Below are 19,767 nucleotides of genomic sequence, written 5' to 3' on the forward strand. Positions count from 1 at the left end.
GAAAGTCCGGAGTGACTAAGACTTTTTCCTGGTCAGAAGGCGATTTGTTGCAAATTTGTGGGCAAGTTAACACTTACCCGCGTACCGTGCCGCGATTCCAGCGCCAGTTCACCCCCGAGGGCGCTGACCCGCTCGCGCATTCCCTGAATGCCAAAACCGGCTATCTTGTCTGCACTGATCCCCACGCCGTTGTCGGACACGTCCAGATGCAGCATATCTCCCTGCTGACGCAGAACAATTCGTACTTCGCTGGCCCCGGCGTGTTTACAGATGTTGTTGAGCAACTCCTGTAACAGTCGATAGAGAGTGAAGCGCACCGTTTCATTCTCGGGCGTGGCGGTAAGCTGATAGTCAAACTGGCAGTGAATGCCGCGTTCCGTAAAGGCAAACTCGTTGAGCAGGTGGAGCAGCGCCTCTTTGAACGACAGTTCGTCCAGCGCGGGTGGGCGAAGCTGGCGCAACAACTGGCGGGTGGAGTGATGGATTCGCCGGGCGAGATCGTTGATCTGGCTGGCGGCGGCCTGGGCTTGCGCCGGATCGTGCGCCCGTTTTACCAGTTGCGACTGGATCTGAATGGCGGTGATGTTTTGCCCAATCTCGTCATGCAGTTCGCGCGCCAGGCTCTTGCGCGTATCCTCTTCGGTATGCACCAGTTTTTCGGCCAGCGCGCGCCGCGCCGCCAGTTCAGCTTCCAGACGCCGGCGATAATGGTGCAGGTTTTGCGCCAGATGCTGCTGACGACTGATGGCGATCCCCAGACCAATACCGAGCAGTGACTGTGTCGCGAGAAAAATCTCCAGTTCAATCAGATTGCTGAAGCCCACGCCAATCTGGCGGGCGATGGTGATCATCATGCTGCCGAGTAGCCCCGAGAGCACGCCACCCTGCCAGCCGAATTTCCACGCCATCACCACGTTGGGCAGAAACACCACAATCAACAGCAGGCGTTCAATCTCTGGCGACAGCACCATCTGGGTGCCAATGCCAATGATAAAAAACAGGCTGCACCAGATGATGAGCGAGGTACGCAGCGGCGGGTTATTGGTGTCCAGACCCAGCAGGTGGTAGCGATGCTGCTGGCGCAGAAACTCGAAGATCAGATAAACGAACGGCGTCAGTAGCACGCCACCGGTAAACGACGCCAGCCCGAGCAGCATCGCCGGACTTTTGACAAACGGCGACAGTAGAGCGGCGTTGAGCAATGAGGCGGCTGTTACCGTGGCCAGCAGCAGCGTCAGCCGCTGCCAGTAAAGAGGGAAACGGTACCAGAAAGTCTGTGCGAGGCTGGCGGGAATCATGCTGATAAGCGGTGTGGTCAGCAGAATATAACCATTGAGCAGTTGCTCGCTGTGCAGCCAGAACATCATCATCATCGGTGGCAGCACCAGCGCGGGCCAGTAGCGGCGTGAAAGCAGGATCAGCAGCGCCAGGTAGACGCCGTGCGGCAGGAACAGGGCCGCCTGCTGGCCGTTGTGGGTCAGATAAAAACCAAGCGTCCACAGCATCAGCCAGCCGGTGCCCCAGGCCAGCACAATAAACAGTGAAATGACGACGTGACGGAGGTTGTGCGACATCAATGCCCCGCCAGTAACTGATGGTCGAGAGCGAAATGAACCAGCTCGATAGTGCTGTGACAGTTCAGCTTGCCCAGCACGTTGGCGCGATGGACATGGACCGTTTTATGGCTGAGATCGAGTTTGAAGGCAATCTCCTTAACGCTGTCGCCTTTGACCAGTAAATCAAACACTTCCCGTTCGCGTGGTGTCAGAACCTCCAGTACCGGTGATGACGGTTCTCCACCACGCAACGCCCGCAGCGCATCCGCGCAGAGGTAATGTCCCCCCAGCCCAACGGAACGGACGGCCTGCACTAACTCTTCCGGCCCGCAGCGTTTGGTCAGATAACCGCTGGCTCCCGCATCCAGCGCGCTCTGCACGAAGGCTGGTGTGTCATAGATGCTAAGAATAATGGCGCGAAATTGCGGCCTCTGTGCCCGCAGGCGTTTCAGCAGGCTCAGACCGTTTTCGTCCGGCATGGCGATGTCCATCACCGCAACGTTAACGTCGTCCTGCAACAACGCAGGCCAGGCTTCCGCCGCGCTGCTGTACTGGCCTGCGACGTCGAGGTCTTCTTCGAGACTGAGTAACTGCGCAAAGCCGGAACGCACCACCACATGGTCGTCCACCAGCACCACACGTATCATGATTTTGCTCTCTTGCCGGATAATGACCCTATGATGCCTGGCGCCGCTGCGCTGGCAATCAATCAGGTACAGTTATGGAATGAATGTAACAAAATGGCAATATTTGGGGGCGCTGGTGGTATGCGTTTTTCCTGTTATTTCATTAAAGGGGCCCGGGCAAGATTTCAGGCATTTCCATGTCACTTCTTTAAAGGGTTCCGTTCGCTTTATGACTATTGCTTCTTTGGAACTTACTCACCCGCGAACGTGTTAAGGGCGTTCTCCGCCACGCCCTTAACAATCCCGGCTCCCGGCAAGGAAAATCGCCACTTCGTGGTCCATTCGCCTTATGTCGTCTGCCTTTCGGGTCGGGGTCGAGCCTACATCCCTGCAGGCCGCCCCCTCCGCCCGCTTCCCTGCGGGCGGACCCGGGCAGCCGTCAACGGCTCATCGATTTTCACGCCGGACCAATGGCACCGCTTCGATTCTCTGCTCTTCAGGTAAATTCATTTCGCTGTAAAAAAAGCAAACCGCAGAGATGGTCAGGTGTGGATGGGTCCGGCTGAAAATTGCCGACGTGTTTCCGGAGGGCCGGGAGAACCCGCAGGGATGCGGGTTCAGGGCGCGCGAAGCAGGGAGCTGAGTCGCGCCCGGCCCGGTAGCCTGGAGGAATAAGCGGAGGGTATCGCGAAGCGACAATTTTCCTGCCGGGAGCCAGGATTGTTAAGGAGGCGGCGATGAGCCTCCTTAACACGTTCGCGGGAAATTTACGTCCAGAGAATCACGGTTCGTAGGGCGAACGGAACCCTTTAAAGAAGTGACATGAAAACGTCTGTTCCACGGTTAGAAATACAAGGCGAACGGAACCGTTTGATACGGTGACATGAAAGTCATATCCCAACTAACCATTCCCACTTTTTTTCTAAAAACGCTTTGTTCTTAGCAAGAATTTTTAATTCCTTTATCAAATCCGGCTACAACGAAATACTGCCTCCATAACAAGACAGGGGAGCAGACACTATGGCCGTTTCATCGCGTAATACACTTCTTGCCGCACTGGCATTCATCACCTTTCAGGCGCAGGCGGTGAACGTCACCGTCGCGTATCAAACCTCCGCTGAACCGGCAAAAGTGGCCCAGGCGGATAACACCTTCGCCAAAGAGAGTGGGGCCACCGTCGACTGGCGTAAATTCGACAGCGGCGCGAGTATTGTGCGCGCCCTGGCCTCCGGCGACGTGCAAATCGGTAATCTCGGCTCCAGTCCGCTGGCGGTCGCCGCCAGTCAGCAGGTGCCGATCGAGGTTTTCCTGCTGGCGTCAAAACTCGGTAACTCCGAAGCGCTGGTGGTGAAAAAAACGATTGGTAAGCCCGAGGATCTGATCGGCAAACGCATCGCGGTGCCGTTTATCTCCACCACCCACTACAGCCTGTTGGCCGCGTTAAAACACTGGGGGATTAAACCCGGTCAGGTGGAGATTGTGAACCTGCAGCCGCCAGCGATTATCGCCGCCTGGCAGCGCGGAGATATTGATGGTGCCTACGTCTGGGCACCTGCCGTTAACGCGCTGGAAAAAGACGGCAAGGTGCTGACCGACTCGGAAAAAGTCGGTGAGTGGGGCGCACCGACGCTGGATGTGTGGGTCGTGCGCAAAGACTTTGCCGAGAAGCATCCGGAGGTAGTGAAAGCCTTCGCGAAAAGCGCCATCGACGCGCAGCAGTCCTATATCGCCAATCCCGACGAATGGCTGAAGCAACCGGAGAACATCAGCAAGCTGTCGCGTCTGAGCGGCGTTCCGGAAGCCGATGTGCCGGGACTGGTAAAAGGCAATACCTATCTCACTCCCCAGCAGCAGACGGCTGAGCTAACCGGACCGGTGAACAAAGCGATTATCGACACCGCGCAGTTTCTGAAAGAGCAGGGCAAGGTGCCTGCGGTGGCAAGCGATTACAGCCAGTACGTCACCGACCGCTTCGTGCAATAAAGGAGGCGCTGATGCTGCAACTTTCTCATCTGTACGCCGATTACGGTGGTAAACCGGCGCTGGAAGATATCAATCTGACGCTCGACAGCGGTGAACTGCTGGTGGTGCTGGGGCCTTCGGGATGTGGCAAAACAACGCTGCTGAACCTGATTGCCGGATTTGTACCGTATCAACACGGCAGCATTCAGCTGGCGGGAAAACGCGTTGACGGGCCGGGGGCAGAGCGCGGCGTGGTGTTTCAACACGAAGGGCTGCTGCCGTGGCGCAACGTGCAGGATAACGTCGCGTTGGGTCTGCAACTGGCGGGCATCGGGAAAGCGCAGCGTGTCAGCATCGCTCAGGATATGTTGAAAAAAGTGGGGCTGGAAGGCGCGGGAAAACGCTTCATCTGGCAGCTTTCCGGCGGTCAGCGCCAGCGCGTTGGCATTGCCCGCGCGCTGGCGGCGAACCCACAGCTGTTGCTGCTGGATGAACCCTTTGGCGCGCTGGACGCCTTTACTCGTGAAAAGATGCAAACCCTGCTGCTGAAACTCTGGCATGAGACCGGCAAGCAGGTGCTGCTGATAACACATGATATTGAAGAAGCAGTGTTTATGGCGACCGAACTGGTGCTGTTGTCACCAGGACCTGGCCGGGTGCTGGAGCGTCTGCCGTTGACCTTTGCCCGGCGCTTTGTGGCCGGCGAAGCGAGCCGCAGCATTAAGTCCGATCCGCAGTTTATCGCGACCCGCGAATATGTCTTAAGCCGCGTCTTTGAACAACGGGAGGCCTTCTCATGAGTGTGGTGATCAACGACAAACCGCGCCAACGGCCACTGAGATGGCGCTGGCCGTTCTCGCGCCAGATTACGCTGAGCCTGGCGACGCTAACGGTGATTCTGGCGGTGTGGTGGACGGTTGCCGCGCTGCAGCTGATAAGCCCGTTGTTTTTGCCGCCGCCGGACCAGGTGATGCAAAAGCTTATCACCATCGCTGGTCCGCAAGGATTTATGGATGCCACGCTGTGGCAGCATCTGGCCGCGAGCCTGACCCGCATCGTGCTGGCGCTGCTGGCTGCGGTGGCTTTCGGTATTCCGGTCGGGATTGCGATGGGGCTCAGTCCGACGCTACGCGGCATTCTCGACCCGATCATCGAGCTTTATCGTCCGGTGCCGCCGCTGGCTTATCTGCCATTAATGGTTATCTGGTTCGGGATTGGCGAAACGTCCAAGATCCTGTTGATCTACCTGGCAATTTTTGCCCCGGTCGCCATGTCGGCGCTGGCGGGGGTGAAGAGCGCGCAGCAGGTACGGATCCGCGCCGCCCGATCGCTGGGCGCGAGCCGGGCGCAGGTACTGTGGCTGGTGATCCTGCCAGGCGCGCTGCCGGAGATCCTCACCGGATTACGCATCGGACTTGGCGTGGGCTGGTCGACGCTGGTGGCGGCGGAGCTGATTGCGGCAACGCGGGGGTTAGGGTTTATGGTGCAGTCGGCCGGTGAGTTTCTGGCGACCGACGTGGTGCTGGCGGGGATCGCGGTGATTGCGATTATCGCCTTTATTTTAGAACTGGGTCTGCGTGCGCTTCAGCGCCGTCTGACGCCCTGGCATGGAGAAGTCCAATGAGTGAACGTCTGAGCATTACCCCGCTGGGGCCGTACATCGGCGCACAGATCGCCGGGGCGGATTTGACCCGTCCGCTGAGCGACAATCAGTTTGAGCAGCTTTATCATGCGGTACTGCGCCATCAGGTGGTGTTCCTGCGCGAACAGGCCATTACGCCACAACAGCAACGGGCGTTGGCCCAGCGCTTTGGCGATCTGCATATCCATCCGGTCTATCCGCATGCGGAGGGCGTCGAGGAGATTATCGTGCTGGATACCCACAATGATAATCCGCCGGATAATGACAACTGGCACACCGACGTGACGTTTATTGAGACACCGCCTGCCGGGGCGATTCTGGCGGCAAAAGCGTTGCCGTCAACCGGGGGCGACACGCTGTGGACCAGCGGCATTGCGGCGTATGAGGCGTTGTCGGAGCCGTTTCGTCAGTTGCTGAGCGGTTTGCGGGCGGAGCATGACTTCCGCAAGTCCTTCCAGGAATACAAATACCGCAAAACAGAGGAAGAGCATCAGCGCTGGCGTGAAGCGGTGGCAAAGCATCCGCCGCTGGTGCACCCGGTGGTAAGAACCCATCCGATCAGTGGTAAGCAGGCGCTGTTTGTGAATGAAGGCTTCACTACGCGCATTGTTGACGTCACGGAGAAAGAGAGTGAGGCGCTGCTTGGCTTTCTGTTTGCGCATATTACGAAACCGGAATTCCAGGTGCGCTGGCGCTGGCAGCCGAATGATGTGGCGATTTGGGATAATCGTGTGACGCAGCATTATGCGAACGCCGATTACCTGCCGCAGCGGCGTATTATGCACCGTGCCACGATTTTAGGGGATAAACCGTTTTATCGAGCGCCGTAATTTCCGCCTCGGGCCGGTATGTCATTGTCGGCCCGGTACGCGTCACGTCACCGGGCAATGGCGTGATAAATGTGCCTCAATATAGCGCTGATAACGGTTGGCCTTCAGACGGGTCAAATCCACCAATACCAGGCCATCGACACAGTGGTTAAAATCCGGATCGCTGCCGAAATCGATGAACTGTACGCCGCCGGGTTCGCAGAGCTCTGAGTATTGCTTATAGAGTGGGGGAATACCGCAGCCCAGATTTCCCAGCAGCGACTTCAGCCGCGTCAGATCGTCGGCGTAGTCGCTACCGGTAAACTGCGCCAGCACATCCGGTAGCGAAGCGGGATACGGCTGCCGTGAGACGGCCAGCGGATGCGTGGGCGGGAACCACAGACGATAGAAGGCAACCAGCAGATCGCGCGCATCCGGCGGTAATCCTCCGGAGATAGACACGGGTCCGAACAGGTAACGATACTGCGGGTAACGCGCCAGGTATGCGCCGATTCCTGACCAGAGATAATCCAGCCCGCGACGTCCCCAGTAGCACGGCTGAATAAAGCTACGTCCCAGCTCAATACCGTGTTTCATGATGTCCGCCATCTGCTCATCGTAATCAAACAGACTGTGACTGTAGAGCCCATCCAGCCCCTGCTTTTCCAGTTGTTGTGCGCAGGGGATAAACCGGTAAGCGCCGACGATCTCAAGATCCTCCTCGTCCCATAAGATCAAATGCAGATAGTCATCATCGTAGCGATCGATATCTCTGCGCTTGCCGCTCCCTTCACCCACGGCGCGAAAGGCGATTTCACGCAGTCGTCCCAGCTCGCGCAGGACCGTCGCTTCCTCTTGCCCGTTGCGCTGCCAGAGATAAATGTGCTTACCGTCGGCGGTTATTCCCAGACATTCCGCCTGTGCCAGCTCGCGTTTCAGTCGCGCTCTGTTTTCCGGCGGGGCGATTGTCGATTCGGTACGAAAGAGACCTGGTCGGCCTTTGCCCAGCGCAATCACGTGCTCCCGGCACTTTTCCGCCTGCTCGCGCACGCTGCTTTTGCTGGTAGACCATTGCGTCCAGGCAATTTGCTGGCCTATACGTACGGGTAGCGTGCTGCCACGGCGGCGAAACATTTGCTGCATTAACAGCAGCAGCGTGGCGCGGGAAGAAACCAGTCCGCTGGCATAGAACAGCGGACTGTTATAGGCCTGAATATGTACCGGCAGTAGCGGCGTCCGGTACTTTTCTGCCATGCGGATAAACCCGGAGTGCCAGCGGCGTTCAGCGATTCCCTTTAGCGTGAGACGCGAAACTTCCCCTGCCGGGAAGAAAACCAGCGCGCCGCCGGTCTGCAGATGGCTATCCATTTGCTGTAACGACGATTTGGGCGTGCGTCCCTGAATATTATCGACCGGGATAAACAACGAACTCAAAGGTTCCAGATGGGAGAGCAGCCGGTTAGTCACCACTTTGATGTCGCGCCGTACGCGGGAGAGGGCATAGATGAGCGCCAGTCCATCCAGCGCCCCGGTAGGGTGGTTGGCAATAATGATCAGAGGGCCATTTTCGGGGATGTTTTCAATGTGGTGCTCGGGGATTTCACAACGTATTTGGAGATGTTCCAGGACTTGTTCCACCATATCCACGCCTTTCAGATGGCAATGGCGGGCGGCAAACAGCTGGAACTCTTTTTCATACAATACGCGTTGTAACACCTTTTTCTGCCAGGGCGTGGTTCTTGCCTCGGGCCAAAGGTCGCTGAGTACGTTATCGAGACTGAACATCACAACACCTCCTTCTTCCTGTGCTGACAGTAGAAGCGGTAAGTGTCGCTGGTATGACGTTTGGGTGACGTTTTGGGGAAAGGCCGGATGGCGAGGCCACCCGGCATGTTCAGGGAAAACTTAACGCAGGATTTTTTTCTCTGCCAGATCCAGTGCGAAGTAGCTGAAGATCAGATCCGCGCCTGCGCGTTTGATAGCGCCTAAGCTTTCCAGTACCACTTTTTCTTCATCAATGGCGCCTGCCATAGCGGCAAATTTGATCATCGCGTATTCGCCGCTGACCTGATACGCGCCGAGCGGCAGCTCTGTGCTCTCACGAATGTCACGCAGTACGTCAAGATAGGCTCCCGCCGGCTTCACCATCAGGCAGTCCGCGCCCTGTGCTTCATCAAGCAACGATTCGCGAATCGCTTCACGGCGGTTCATCGGGTTCATCTGGTAGGTTTTGCGATCGCCTTTCAGCGCCGTGCCCGCCGCTTCGCGGAACGGACCATAGAACGACGAGGCAAATTTGGTGGAGTAGGACATGATGGCGGTGTCGGTAAAGCCTGCGGCATCCAGCGCCTGGCGAATCGCCTGCACCTGACCATCCATCGCCGCGGAAGGGGCGATGAAATCTGCGCCTGCGGCGGCCGCGACAACCGCCTGTTTACCCAGGTTTGCCAGCGTGGCGTCGTTATCGACGCCGTGTTCACACAGCACGCCGCAGTGACCGTGGGAGGTATATTCGCAGAAGCAGGTGTCTGACATCACGATCATTTCTGGTACGGTCTGCTTGCAGATACGCGACATCCGCGCCACCAGACCGTCTTCCTTCCAGGCATCGCTACCGGTGTCATCGGTATGGTGTGAGATGCCAAAGGTCATGACGGAACGAATACCGGCGTTGGCAATACGCTCAATCTCGCGCGCCAGGTGTTTTTCCGGGATGCGCATGACGCCGGGCATGGCCTCAATCGCTTTGTAGTCGTCGAGTTCTTCTTCAACAAAGATCGGCAACACCAGATCGTTCAAGCTGAGTGTTGTCTCTTCAAACATGGCACGTAGCGCTGCAGATTTGCGCAGACGGCGAGGGCGATGGATTAAGTCTGTCATGGGATGCCTGATGCTTGTGAAAGTGAAGGCCATAGTATACCTGAAGCCGCGGGCGAGTGTTTTACGAAAATGGGCCTTATTGTTTTGTTTTATTAATAAATAAAAGAAATCGCATGGCAATTTTTTAATATGAATAGCTAAAAATTCATATTTGAAAGTGTGATTGTTATTCGTTTGGTTATTTTAAATATCTATTTATTTGAGTTTTTATTTATTTAGGTTGGCTGGTTTTTTATTTGTTCGTTATTATCAATGCTCGCTGCATTAAGTATTGATTTATTACCTAGATTCTACGTCAGTACTTCAAAAAGCATAATCAAAGCCTTGATAAATATGCATTCCTTCGAAATTCAGCTTTCACCCATTGGGTGAAAGAAAAGTGCTCAAAAATATGTTAAATTATCAGCTTTTATGACTCGATATATGGTAAAATAATAGTAAGAAAAGTAGTAAAAAGGGGTTCTAATTATGATTAATAAAATTGATTTCAAAGCTAAGAATCTAACATCAAATGCAGGTCTTTTTCTGCTCCTTGAGAATGCAAAAAGCAATGGGATTTTTGATTTTATTGAAAATGACCTCGTATTTGATAATGACTCAACAAATAAAATCAAGATGAATCATATAAAGACCATGCTCTGCGGTCACTTCATTGGCATTGATAAGTTAGAACGTCTAAAGCTACTTCAAAATGATCCCCTCGTCAACGAGTTTGATATTTCCGTAAAAGAACCTGAAACAGTGTCACGGTTTCTAGGAAACTTCAACTTCAAGACAACCCAAATGTTTAGAGACATTAATTTTAAAGTCTTTAAAAAACTGCTCACTAAAAGTAAATTGACATCCATTACGATTGATATTGATAGTAGTGTAATTAACGTAGAAGGTCATCAAGAAGGTGCGTCAAAAGGATATAATCCTAAGAAACTGGGAAACCGATGCTACAATATCCAATTTGCATTTTGCGACGAATTAAAAGCATATGTTACCGGATTTGTAAGAAGTGGCAATACTTACACTGCAAACGGTGCTGCGGAAATGATCAAAGAAATTGTTGCTAACATCAAATCAGACGATTTAGAAATTTTATTTCGAATGGATAGTGGCTACTTTGATGAAAAAATTATCGAAACGATAGAATCTCTTGGATGCAAATATTTAATTAAAGCCAAAAGTTATTCTACACTCACCTCACAAGCAACGAATTCATCAATTGTATTCGTTAAAGGAGAAGAAGGTAGAGAAACTACAGAACTGTATACAAAATTAGTTAAATGGGAAAAAGACAGAAGATTTGTCGTATCTCGCGTACTGAAACCAGAAAAAGAAAGAGCACAATTATCACTTTTAGAAGGTTCCGAATACGACTACTTTTTCTTTGTAACAAATACTACCTTGCTTTCTGAAAAAGTAGTTATATACTATGAAAAGCGTGGTAATGCTGAAAACTATATCAAAGAAGCCAAATACGACATGGCGGTGGGTCATCTCTTGCTAAAGTCATTTTGGGCGAATGAAGCCGTGTTTCAAATGATGATGCTTTCATATAACCTATTTTTGTTGTTCAAGTTTGATTCCTTGGACTCTTCAGAATACAGACAGCAAATAAAGACCTTTCGTTTGAAGTATGTATTTCTTGCAGCAAAAATAATCAAAACCGCAAGATATGTAATCATGAAGTTGTCGGAAAACTATCCGTACAAGGGAGTGTATGAAAAATGTCTGGTATAATAAGAATATCATCAATAAAATTGAGTGTTGCTCTGTGGATAACTTGCAGAGTTTATTAAGTATCATTGCAGCAAAGATGAAATCAATGATTTATCAAAAATGATTGAAAGGTGGTTGTAAATAATGTTACAATGTGTGAGAAGCAGTCTAAATTCTTCGTGAAATAGTGATTTTTGAAGCTAATAAAAAACACACGTGGAATTTAGGTATTTGTATTGAGGATGTCAGTAAACGGGATGACATGGCTGAAGTTGAGATTATAAATAAGACATGGCTTCATGATTCGGGAGTGGTTATTCGTTGTTCTCGCGAAAATGAATTGGTTAGATATTCATCAAATTCCTGTCCAGAATGCAGCATTAGATGGCATGTCGTTGATGCGGTAGGTCAGGATATTCGTCCACTGGAGAAAACGTTTCACAATGCTTGCCAGGAGTCGTACTGGTTAAAAGTAAATCGTCAAACGCATCTCCCGGTGTAAACGCTGAACTAACCAATCACAGCGATGCCAAGCCGCTCCATGAGCAACGATGCCTGGTAGCTGTCTAACTTAACGCCTTGTAAATCAACACCCCGAATATCTAAGTCACCTAACTCCGAATTGGTCAGATCGCAATGTGTGAAGTTTGCTGCTCGCCAGTCGAAAGTCGAAAACTCGCCGCCGGAGAGATCTGAACCACTGAACGTCGCACCCAGTACCTGAGTCCCCATCCAGCGGTTTTCCCACAGCTCACACTTTTCCAACACGACTTTCGAAAAATTGGCGTAGCTTAGATTAGTATTAGTGATATATGCGCTGCAAAACCAGGTGCGCGTGGTGATCATATTCATAAAGCTTGCACCGCGGAAATCTGCGCCTTGTGCGCGGCAGTGGCGAATTTCAATGCCCAAGGCACTGACGTTGCGGAAATCTGCCATTGATAAATCACAGCTTTTGAAAATGGCATCTTTCAGCATTGCGCGACTAAAATTGCACCCTTTCTGACTTTCGCGATCATAGAACTGGCAGCCGATAAATTCAGTGCCGCTCAGGTCGGCACCTGAAAAATCGCAGTTAAAAAATGTACTATTTTCAACTTTCTCACCGGTGAAGCGATTTCTGTCAATTTTTTCGCCAACTAATGCCAGAGTCATATCTATGCCTGTGTTTTTATACAGTAATGACGCCATGGTAAACCTTATGACGTTATGCGTCAAACCCGCCAGTATGACACCTGCAAATGCGTATTAGATCTGGTGTTTCTTCAGCAAGGCACGTAGCTGATGATAAGTCAGACCCAGTAATTCAGCGGCTTTTTTCTGGTTAAATTTAGCCTGCTGTAAGCTGGTTTGTAGAAAGTCTTTCTCTTGCTGCTGCTGGAATTCACGCAGATCCAGCGTTAGCTATTGGCGTTACATAAGCACTTACCCAATAGTGGTCGCCATTTTTACAGCGATTTTTTACTAGCCCCATCCATGAGCGGCCAGATTTTAATGTACTCCACATATGCTCAAATGCAGCAGGCGGCATATCTGGGTGTCTTACGATGTTGTGAGGCTGGCCTAATAGTTCTTCCTCAGTGAAACCACTGATTTTAATGAAGTCAGGATTAACGTACGTGATATGGCTTTGAGGGGAGGTAGTCGAAAGAATATTGGCATCTTTTGGGAGTTCTAAGTTTCGACCCGTCACTGGTAAATTCTGGCGCATAAGAACCTCAAGGGTTGGCTGTTTTATTTTATTGTTTTCGGCATTAAGCCCAATTTCTGGCACTGTTGCAAATAGTCGGTGGTGATAAACTTATCATCCCCTTTTGCTGATGGAGCTGCACATGAACCCATTCAAAGGCCGGCATTTTCAGCGTGACATCATTCTGTGGGCCGTACGCTGGTACTGCAAATACGGCATCAGTTACCGTGAGCTGCAGGAGATGCTGGCTGAACGCGGAGTGAATGTCGATCACTCCACGATTTACCGCTGGGTTCAGCGTTATGCGCCTGAAATGGAAAAACGGCTGCGCTGGTACTGGCGTAACCCTTCCGATCTTTGCCCGTGGCACATGGATGAAACCTACGTGAAGGTCAATGGCCGCTGGGCGTATCTGTACCGGGCCGTCGACAGCCGGGGCCGCACTGTCGATTTTTATCTCTCCTCCCGTCGTAACAGCAAAGCTGCATACCGGTTTCTGGGTAAAATCCTCAACAACGTGAAGAAGTGGCAGATCCCGCGATTCATCAACACGGATAAAGCGCCCGCCTATGGTCGCGCGCTTGCTCTGCTCAAACGCGAAGGCCGGTGCCCGTCTGACGTTGAACACCGACAGATTAAGTACCGGAACAACGTGATTGAATGCGATCATGGCAAACTGAAACGGATAATCGGCGCCACGCTGGGATTTAAATCCATGAAGACGGCTTACGCCACCATCAAAGGTATTGAGGTGATGCGTGCACTACGCAAAGGCCAGGCCTCAGCATTTTATTATGGTGATCCCCTGGGCGAAATGCGCCTGGTAAGCAGAGTTTTTGAAATGTAAGGCCTTTGAATAAGACAAAAGGCTGCCTCATCGCTAACTTTGCAACAGTGCCATATCCTGACCCTGAGCGGCGAAAGCTACCGCTTGAAGGACAAGAGGAAGGCGGGAGTGGTCAGGAAAAATTCCAAACCCGAATGATCCAGGTGGGTCAGTATTACTTTGGTGATTCAGGGGTAAAGTGGGTCAGTTTTCAGTTGGTGTTGACACCGGCGTACCCTCGGTGCTATCTTCGCGCCCCAATAGTCGGGGCTTGGCCAGGACTTCCTGAGGCCGTCCGTAACGTGGATGCCGAGGTCAGGCGAGGTGGCCGACCCATGAACGCCGACCTGATTCGTTTTTCAATAGCGCTGGACGTTGTGGTGCCAGGGACTTACCAACCCGATGTGTGCCCATCCGGGGCAGTTACAGCCGTTACAGCCTCTGGAGAGGGAGCGGCTTGCCGCTCGGTGATAATCCCAGCTGTAGCGGCCTGATTACATCCGGCCGCTACACCTAGCTCCACCTTCAAACAAGGAATATCGTTGATGTCACTGTATCGCCGTCTAGTTCTGCTGTCTTGTCTCTCATGGCCGCTGGCTGGCTTTTCTGCCACCGCGCTGACCAACCTCGTCGCGGAACCATTCGCTAAACTCGAACAGGACTTTGGCGGCTCCATCGGTGTGTACGCGATGGATACCGGCTCAGGCGCAACTGTAAGTTACCGCGCTGAGGAGCGCTTCCCACTGTGCAGCTCATTCAAGGGCTTTCTTGCTGCCGCTGTGCTGGCTCGCAGCCAGCAGCAGGCCGGCTTGCTGGACACACCCATCCGTTACGGCAAAAATGCGCTGGTTCCGTGGTCACCCATCTCGGAAAAATATCTGACAACAGGCATGACGGTGGCGGAGCTGTCCGCGGCCGCCGTGCAATACAGTGATAACGCCGCCGCCAATTTGTTGCTGAAGGAGTTGGGCGGCCCGGCCGGGCTGACGGCCTTCATGCGCTCTATCGGCGATACCACGTTCCGTCTGGACCGCTGGGAGCTGGAGCTGAACTCCGCCATCCCAGGCGATGCGCGCGATACCTCATCGCCGCGCGCCGTGACGGAAAGCTTACAAAAACTGACACTGGGCTCTGCACTGGCTGCGCCGCAGCGGCAGCAGTTTGTTGATTGGCTAAAGGGAAACACGACCGGCAACCACCGCATCCGCGCGGCGGTGCCGGCAGACTGGGCAGTCGGAGACAAAACCGGAACCTGCGGAGTGTATGGCACGGCAAATGACTATGCCGTCGTCTGGCCCACTGGGCGCGCACCTATTGTGTTGGCCGTCTACACCCGGGCGCCTAACAAGGATGACAAGCACAGCGAGGCCGTCATCGCCGCTGCGGCTAGACTCGCGCTCGAGGGATTGGGCGTCAACGGGCAGTAAGGCTCTGAAAATCATCTATTGGCCCACCACCGCCGCCCTTGCGGGCGGCATGGATTACCAACCACTGTCACATTTAGGCTAGGAGTCTGCGCGGCAGAGCCGTGTGACCGGTTTTCTGTAGAGCACTGACGATGGCGGCGGCGCTCTCTGCAATTGGCAAGGCGTCGGCGCCAAGGATACCAATCTTGCGGCGCGCGGCGTGTTATGACGACTGGGGTGCATTTGAGCCGCCCCATTTAACCTTCGCCCTCACAGATACGCCATTCGCCTCAGATTTAGCGCCATGCAGACGAGCTTCCACTCGGCTTGCACCTTGTCCAGGCCCCTCATGCTGAACTGACGCAATCCCATCACCGCCTTGATCCAACCATTCGGAGCCTCCACGATCGACTTGCGCCGGCGGTAAGCTGCATCGCCTTGCTCCGTTTTCAATTTCGCCGCAATCGCCGCCGTATGCGGATGGGTCTTGGCATTGACCTTGGCATCTTCACGTCCCTCGCGGCCGAGGGCAACGATGACATCGCCGTGGTGATCGGCGACCTTTGCCAGAACAGCCTCACTACGGAATCCCGCATCCGCCAGCGTCTGGGCCGGCATTTCTCCGGTGTTGGCCTGAACTGCTGCCAGCATGCCCAGCAGCGCCTGACTGTCCGCGGCGCAGTTGGTCAACTCCGCCGCCACGATGATCTGGTGCTCGGCATCGACCGCTGTGTACCCGTTGTAGCTCTGCTCGGAGCCACCACCGGCGTGTTTCATGATCCGGCTGTCCGGATCGGTGAAGCTTTCCTGATCACGGTCATCCGGCACACCAAACTCGCGTTTGTACGAGCCACCGCCCTTGTCCGAGCCATCCGGATGGCGAGGCCGGCGGCCATCGTCTTCGCTGCGCCCCCGGGCCTGGTCCGCTTCACGCTGGCGCGCTTCCAGGCGCGCCTTTGCCGCCTGGATCGCCTCCAGGCGCTTCTCGCGGCGAGAAATCTCGGCAGGAATGTCCAGCTCCGGCTCGTTACGCTCCTGGTCGTCGGTAGCCTTGGCGCGATCAAGCAGCGCCTTGATCTCGCAATGCAATTCGTCCTCGGCCGGCTTCATGCGCTTATAGCTCATCGCCTTGTGGCGGCTGGCGTTGGCTTTTACCTTGGTGCCGTCGACCGCGATCGTGCCAAGCTTCACCAGCCCACATTCGCGCGCCAGTTGCACCACCTGAACGAACAAATTCTCAAGCTCGGTCAGGTGTAGGGCACGGAAGTCACTCAGCGTGCGGTGGGCCGGGAAGTTTCCAGCGGCCAGCACACGCAACGCGACATCCTCGTACAGCTTCCTGGCTAGTTTGCGCGAAGAGAAGACGCCGCTCGCGTAACCATAGATCAGCACTTTGACCATCATCGCCGGATGAAACGGCTGATTGCCCGGACCACCGCCGGCATACCGGGCGTGGAATGCGCTTATTATATATATCCTTGTCTTTTTCCTTTTTATTGTATTGATTTATAAGTGATTTTTTATTTTTCAACTGAGTATTTTCCTGGTTTTTGTTATTGTCCGTTTTCGGACTACGGATAAAGAATAATTGAACCTTTCATTGTGGACACCGCATAATCCTCTTCGCGAAACATAATGTTTTCTATGCATTGATATTGATGGATCAACACTATTACGTCCCTGAGGAGGGATGACAAATGCACTCCTGGAAAAAGAAACTTGTAGTCTCACAATTAGCATTAGCCTGCACTTTGGCAATCACTTCTCAGGCGAATGCTTCAACTGATATTTCTGGCAAGACGTACACCACCTTTGAACACCTTAACGACGCGACTTATGCGGATGGTGTGTACTACGATGGCTATGTCGGCTGGAATAACTACGGCACCGATAGCGTGTATAACGGAGACATCTATCCGGTCATCAATAACGCGACCGTTAACGGTGTGATTTCAACGTACTATCTGGATGATGGTCTGACGACCAACACCAACAGTAACAGCCTGACGATTAAAAACAGTACTGTTCACGGAATGATTACCTCACAGTGCATGACGGAGGATTGTGCCGGACGTGATGCGACCGGCTATGTTTATGATCGTCTGGCGCTGACCGTTGATAACTCAACTATCGACGACAACTACGAGCATTATACTTACAACGGCACCCATACCGACGGCACTGCAGATACGCATGTTGTTGATGTCTACAACCTGGGCACCGCGATCACCCTGGATCAGGAAGTTGACCTGGCTATCAGCAACAACTCCCATGTTGCCGGTATTACCCTGACTCAGGGTTATGAATGGCAGGATGTTGACGATAATACCGTCAGCACTGGCGTAAACAGCAATGAAGTGTTCAATAACACCATTACGGTGAAGGACTCTACCGTGACCTCAGGCTCATTGTCTGACGAAGGCACCACGGGTTGGTTCGGCAATAACGGTAACGCCAGCGATTACAGCGGTACAAACACCGCAGATGATATTGCATTAGCTGTGATTGCAAATCCGGCGGCAGACAATGCGATGCAGACCACCGCAACTTTCAGTAATTCTACGCTGATGGGCGATGTGGTTTTCTCCAGCAACTTTGACGAAAACTTCTTCCCGAACGGCGCTGATAGCTATCGTGATACCGATGCAAATGTGGATACCAACGGCTGGGATGGCACCGATCGTCTGGATCTGACATTAGATAACGGTAGTAAATGGGTGGGTGCGGCGATGTCCGTCCACCAGGTCGATACCGATGGCGACGGTGTGTATGACAGCGTTGCTGCGGGTACTGACGCGACTGCTACGCTGATTGATATCGCGTCTAACAGCCTGTGGCCGACCTCAACGTATGGCATTGATAACGGCGACACCGCCTATGACGAAAATGGTCATGTTGTGGGGAAAGAGGTTTATCAAAGCGGTCTGTTCAACGTCACGCTGAAGAATGGTTCACAGTGGGATACCACCAAAACCTCTCTGATTGATACGCTGAGCATCAACAGCGGTTCTGTGGTGAACGTCGGCGATTCATCGCTGGTTTCTGACACCATTGGCCTGACCGGTGGCGCAGCGCTGAACATTAACGAAGATGGTCATGTCGCGACAGATACCCTGACGGTTGACAACAGTACCGTGACTATTGCTGATGATGTGGCTTCAGGCTGGAGCGTGGGTGATGCTGCGCTGTATGCCAACACCATTAAGGTCACAAACGACGGTGTTCTGGATGTCGGTAACAGCGCGGACTATGCGCTGCAGACGGATACCCTGAATCTGACCAGCACCACCGATGCGGGTGGCAATGTGCATGCCGGTGTATTTGACCTTCACAGCAACAACTACGTTCTGAACGCTGATCTGGTCAACGATCGCACTGCAGACACCAGCAAGTCAAACTATGGTTACGGTGTTATCGGCATGAATTCCGATGGCCACCTGACGATTAATGGTAACGGTGATGCTTACACCGCTGATCTATCTGAAGTGGATAACGCGGGCGACGGCATTGCGGCGGCAACCGGTAACTACAAAGTGCGTATCGATAACGCCACGGGTGCAGGCTCCATTGCCGATTACAAAGGCAAAGAGCTGATCTACGTTAACGATAAGAACAGCACCGCGACTTTCTCTGCGGCCAATAAAGCAGACCTGGGGGCGTACACGTACCAGGCTCAGCAGCAGGGTAATACGGTTGTTATGCAACAGATGGAGCTGACTGACTATGCCAATATGGCGCTGAGCATCCCGTCTGCGAACACCAATACCTGGAACCTGGAGCAGGATACCGTTGGAACACGTCTGACCAACTCTCGCCACGGTCTGGCGGATAACGGCGGCGCATGGGTAAGCTACTTCGGCGGCGGTTTCAGCGGCGACAATGGCACCATCAATTACGACCAGGATGTCAACGGCATCATGGTGGGTGTGGATACCAAAGTTGATGGTAACAACGCTAAATGGATTGTTGGTGCGGCAGCCGGTTTCGCTAAAGGCGACATGAGCGACCATACCGGCCAGGTAGATCAGGATAGTCAGTCTGCTTACCTGTACTCCTCTGCCCGATTTGCCAATGACGTCTTTGTGGATGGCAACCTGAGCTACTCTCACTTCAACAACGATCTGTCTGCCAATATGAGTGACGGTCAGTATGTCGATGGCAACACGTCAACAGATGCCTGGGGCTTCGGTTTGAAAGTGGGCTACGACTGGAAAGTGGGTGACGCGGGTTATGTTACGCCGTATGGCAGCGTGTCAGGTCTGTTCCAGTCTGGTGACGACTATCGTTTGAGCAACGACATGCATCTTGATGGTCAGTCTTACGACAGCATGCGTTATGAACTGGGTGTAGATACGGGCTATACCTTCACCTATAGCCAGGATCAGGCTCTGACGCCTTACTTCAAACTGGCGTACGTGTATGACGATCAGGGCAACCATGCGGATGTCAACGGCGATTCAATCGACAATGGCACCAAAGGTTCAGCGGTTCGCGTTGGGCTGGGTACGCAGTTCAGCTTTACCAAGAACTTCAGCGCATATACCGATGCGAACTACCTTGGCGGCGGCGATGTTGATCAGGACTGGTCGGCTAACGCAGGCGTTAAATATACCTGGTAATCATTCCCTTACGGAAATGGATATCGCGTCGTTAATCTAAA

13 protein-coding genes and 4 pseudogenes are annotated in these 19,767 nt (G+C 53.1%); 9 read left to right on the forward strand and 8 right to left on the reverse strand.

All coding sequences use genetic code 11. The annotated features are described in order from the left end of the window. Positions 1-32 precede the first annotated feature (32 nt). Both C2U53_RS15305 and C2U53_RS15310 read right to left on the reverse strand, forming a co-directional pair. Positions 33-1,574, reverse strand: a complete 1,542-nt coding sequence (locus C2U53_RS15305; RefSeq protein WP_104446075.1) for an MASE1 domain-containing protein — start codon at positions 1,572-1,574, stop codon at positions 33-35. After that, on the reverse strand, positions 1,574-2,203 hold the full coding sequence (locus C2U53_RS15310; protein ID WP_044328386.1) for a response regulator transcription factor: 630 nt from the start codon (positions 2,201-2,203) through the stop codon (positions 1,574-1,576). Before C2U53_RS15310 ends, C2U53_RS15305 begins: the two co-directional genes overlap by 1 nt. A gap of 999 nt (positions 2,204-3,202) precedes the next feature. On the opposite strand from C2U53_RS15310, the gene tauA reads away from it, so the two are divergent. From tauA to tauD, 4 genes are read left to right on the forward strand one after another with little or no spacing between them, the layout of a single operon-like run. Next, positions 3,203-4,165 (forward strand): taurine ABC transporter substrate-binding protein, encoded by a 963-nt coding sequence (gene tauA / locus C2U53_RS15320; RefSeq protein ID WP_043001650.1) that lies wholly within the window; start codon positions 3,203-3,205, stop codon positions 4,163-4,165. An 11-nt stretch (positions 4,166-4,176) separates the two neighbouring features. Next, a complete protein-coding gene (tauB, locus tag C2U53_RS15325) occupies positions 4,177-4,944 on the forward strand; it encodes a taurine ABC transporter ATP-binding subunit (RefSeq protein ID WP_104446076.1) in 768 nt (255 codons plus the stop codon). Then, on the forward strand, positions 4,941-5,768 hold the full coding sequence (gene tauC, locus C2U53_RS15330) for a taurine ABC transporter permease TauC (protein WP_043001648.1): 828 nt from the start codon (positions 4,941-4,943) through the stop codon (positions 5,766-5,768). Before tauB ends, tauC begins: the two co-directional genes overlap by 4 nt. After that, on the forward strand, positions 5,765-6,616 hold the full coding sequence (gene tauD, locus C2U53_RS15335) for a taurine dioxygenase (protein WP_044328384.1): 852 nt from the start codon (positions 5,765-5,767) through the stop codon (positions 6,614-6,616). The genes tauC and tauD overlap by 4 nt, the downstream gene beginning before the upstream one ends. A gap of 42 nt (positions 6,617-6,658) precedes the next feature. Here tauD and C2U53_RS15340 read toward each other — a convergent pair whose 3' ends face one another. Next, positions 6,659-8,380: a lysophospholipid acyltransferase family protein gene (locus C2U53_RS15340; RefSeq protein WP_104446077.1), complete on the reverse strand. Its 1,722-nt coding sequence runs from the start codon at positions 8,378-8,380 to the stop codon at positions 6,659-6,661. Positions 8,381-8,500: 120 nt separating this feature from the next. Then, a complete protein-coding gene (gene hemB, locus C2U53_RS15345) occupies positions 8,501-9,475 on the reverse strand; it encodes a porphobilinogen synthase (RefSeq protein ID WP_104446078.1) in 975 nt (324 codons plus the stop codon). Positions 9,476-9,943: 468 nt separating this feature from the next. Here hemB and C2U53_RS15350 point away from each other — a divergent pair, with 468 nt between their 5' ends. Next, entirely contained in the window at positions 9,944-11,206 is a 1,263-nt protein-coding gene (locus C2U53_RS15350) for an IS1380-like element ISEcp1 family transposase (protein ID WP_000608644.1), read from the forward strand. A gap of 489 nt (positions 11,207-11,695) precedes the next feature. Here C2U53_RS15350 and C2U53_RS15360 read toward each other — a convergent pair whose 3' ends face one another. The 3 genes and pseudogenes from C2U53_RS15360 to C2U53_RS15370 all read right to left on the reverse strand — a co-directional run. Continuing rightward, positions 11,696-12,340, reverse strand: a complete 645-nt coding sequence (locus C2U53_RS15360; protein WP_012954666.1) for a quinolone resistance pentapeptide repeat protein QnrB19 — start codon at positions 12,338-12,340, stop codon at positions 11,696-11,698. Positions 12,341-12,433: 93 nt separating this feature from the next. Next, a pseudogene (locus tag C2U53_RS15365) lies at positions 12,434-12,589 on the reverse strand (helix-turn-helix domain-containing protein); the annotation flags it as partial. Further along, positions 12,576-12,896 (reverse strand): annotated as a pseudogene (locus C2U53_RS15370) (PAS domain-containing protein); the annotation flags it as partial. The pseudogenes C2U53_RS15365 and C2U53_RS15370, both read right to left, overlap by 14 nt. 121 nt (positions 12,897-13,017) lie before the next feature. Between C2U53_RS15370 and C2U53_RS15375 the strand changes: the two are divergent. From C2U53_RS15375 to C2U53_RS15390, 3 genes and pseudogenes are all read left to right on the forward strand, one after another. Continuing rightward, positions 13,018-13,722, forward strand: coding sequence for an IS6-like element IS26 family transposase (locus C2U53_RS15375; protein ID WP_001067855.1), 705 nt, complete (start codon positions 13,018-13,020; stop codon positions 13,720-13,722). Positions 13,723-13,761: 39 nt separating this feature from the next. Continuing rightward, positions 13,762-13,860: pseudogene (locus C2U53_RS15380) on the forward strand (AAA family ATPase); the annotation flags it as partial. 386 nt (positions 13,861-14,246) lie between these two features. Next, positions 14,247-15,128 (forward strand): carbapenem-hydrolyzing class A beta-lactamase KPC-2, encoded by an 882-nt coding sequence (locus tag C2U53_RS15390; RefSeq protein ID WP_004199234.1) that lies wholly within the window; start codon positions 14,247-14,249, stop codon positions 15,126-15,128. Positions 15,129-15,377: 249 nt separating this feature from the next. Here C2U53_RS15390 and C2U53_RS15395 read toward each other — a convergent pair. Continuing rightward, positions 15,378-16,574: pseudogene (locus C2U53_RS15395) on the reverse strand (IS1182-like element ISKpn6 family transposase); the annotation flags it as partial. Positions 16,575-16,804: 230 nt separating this feature from the next. Between C2U53_RS15395 and ehaB the strand changes: the two are divergent. Beyond that, positions 16,805-19,726, forward strand: coding sequence for an autotransporter adhesin EhaB (gene ehaB, locus C2U53_RS15400; RefSeq protein ID WP_104446079.1), 2,922 nt, complete (start codon positions 16,805-16,807; stop codon positions 19,724-19,726). Positions 19,727-19,767 lie beyond the last annotated feature (41 nt).

The sequence above is a fragment of the Citrobacter sp. CFNIH10 genome, assembly GCF_002934585.1.
Lineage (GTDB): Bacteria > Pseudomonadota > Gammaproteobacteria > Enterobacterales > Enterobacteriaceae > Citrobacter_A > Citrobacter_A amalonaticus.

What these genes read in the sequence shown, in the direction of transcription:
- tauB (WP_104446076.1), top strand. Translation starts at nt 4,177, where the DNA reads ATGCTGCAACTTTCTCATCTGTACGCCGATTACGGTGGTAAACCGGCG.
- C2U53_RS15340 (WP_104446077.1), bottom strand. Translation starts at nt 8,380, where the DNA reads ATGTTCAGTCTCGATAACGTACTCAGCGACCTTTGGCCCGAGGCAAGA.
- ehaB (WP_104446079.1), top strand. Translation starts at nt 16,805, where the DNA reads ATGCACTCCTGGAAAAAGAAACTTGTAGTCTCACAATTAGCATTAGCC.
- C2U53_RS15375 (WP_001067855.1), top strand. Translation starts at nt 13,018, where the DNA reads ATGAACCCATTCAAAGGCCGGCATTTTCAGCGTGACATCATTCTGTGG.
- C2U53_RS15360 (WP_012954666.1), bottom strand. Translation starts at nt 12,340, where the DNA reads ATGACTCTGGCATTAGTTGGCGAAAAAATTGACAGAAATCGCTTCACC.
- hemB (WP_104446078.1), bottom strand. Translation starts at nt 9,475, where the DNA reads ATGACAGACTTAATCCATCGCCCTCGCCGTCTGCGCAAATCTGCAGCG.
- C2U53_RS15350 (WP_000608644.1), top strand. Translation starts at nt 9,944, where the DNA reads ATGATTAATAAAATTGATTTCAAAGCTAAGAATCTAACATCAAATGCA.
- tauC (WP_043001648.1), top strand. Translation starts at nt 4,941, where the DNA reads ATGAGTGTGGTGATCAACGACAAACCGCGCCAACGGCCACTGAGATGG.
- tauA (WP_043001650.1), top strand. Translation starts at nt 3,203, where the DNA reads ATGGCCGTTTCATCGCGTAATACACTTCTTGCCGCACTGGCATTCATC.
- tauD (WP_044328384.1), top strand. Translation starts at nt 5,765, where the DNA reads ATGAGTGAACGTCTGAGCATTACCCCGCTGGGGCCGTACATCGGCGCA.
- C2U53_RS15390 (WP_004199234.1), top strand. Translation starts at nt 14,247, where the DNA reads ATGTCACTGTATCGCCGTCTAGTTCTGCTGTCTTGTCTCTCATGGCCG.
- C2U53_RS15305 (WP_104446075.1), bottom strand. Translation starts at nt 1,574, where the DNA reads ATGTCGCACAACCTCCGTCACGTCGTCATTTCACTGTTTATTGTGCTG.
- C2U53_RS15310 (WP_044328386.1), bottom strand. Translation starts at nt 2,203, where the DNA reads ATGATACGTGTGGTGCTGGTGGACGACCATGTGGTGGTGCGTTCCGGC.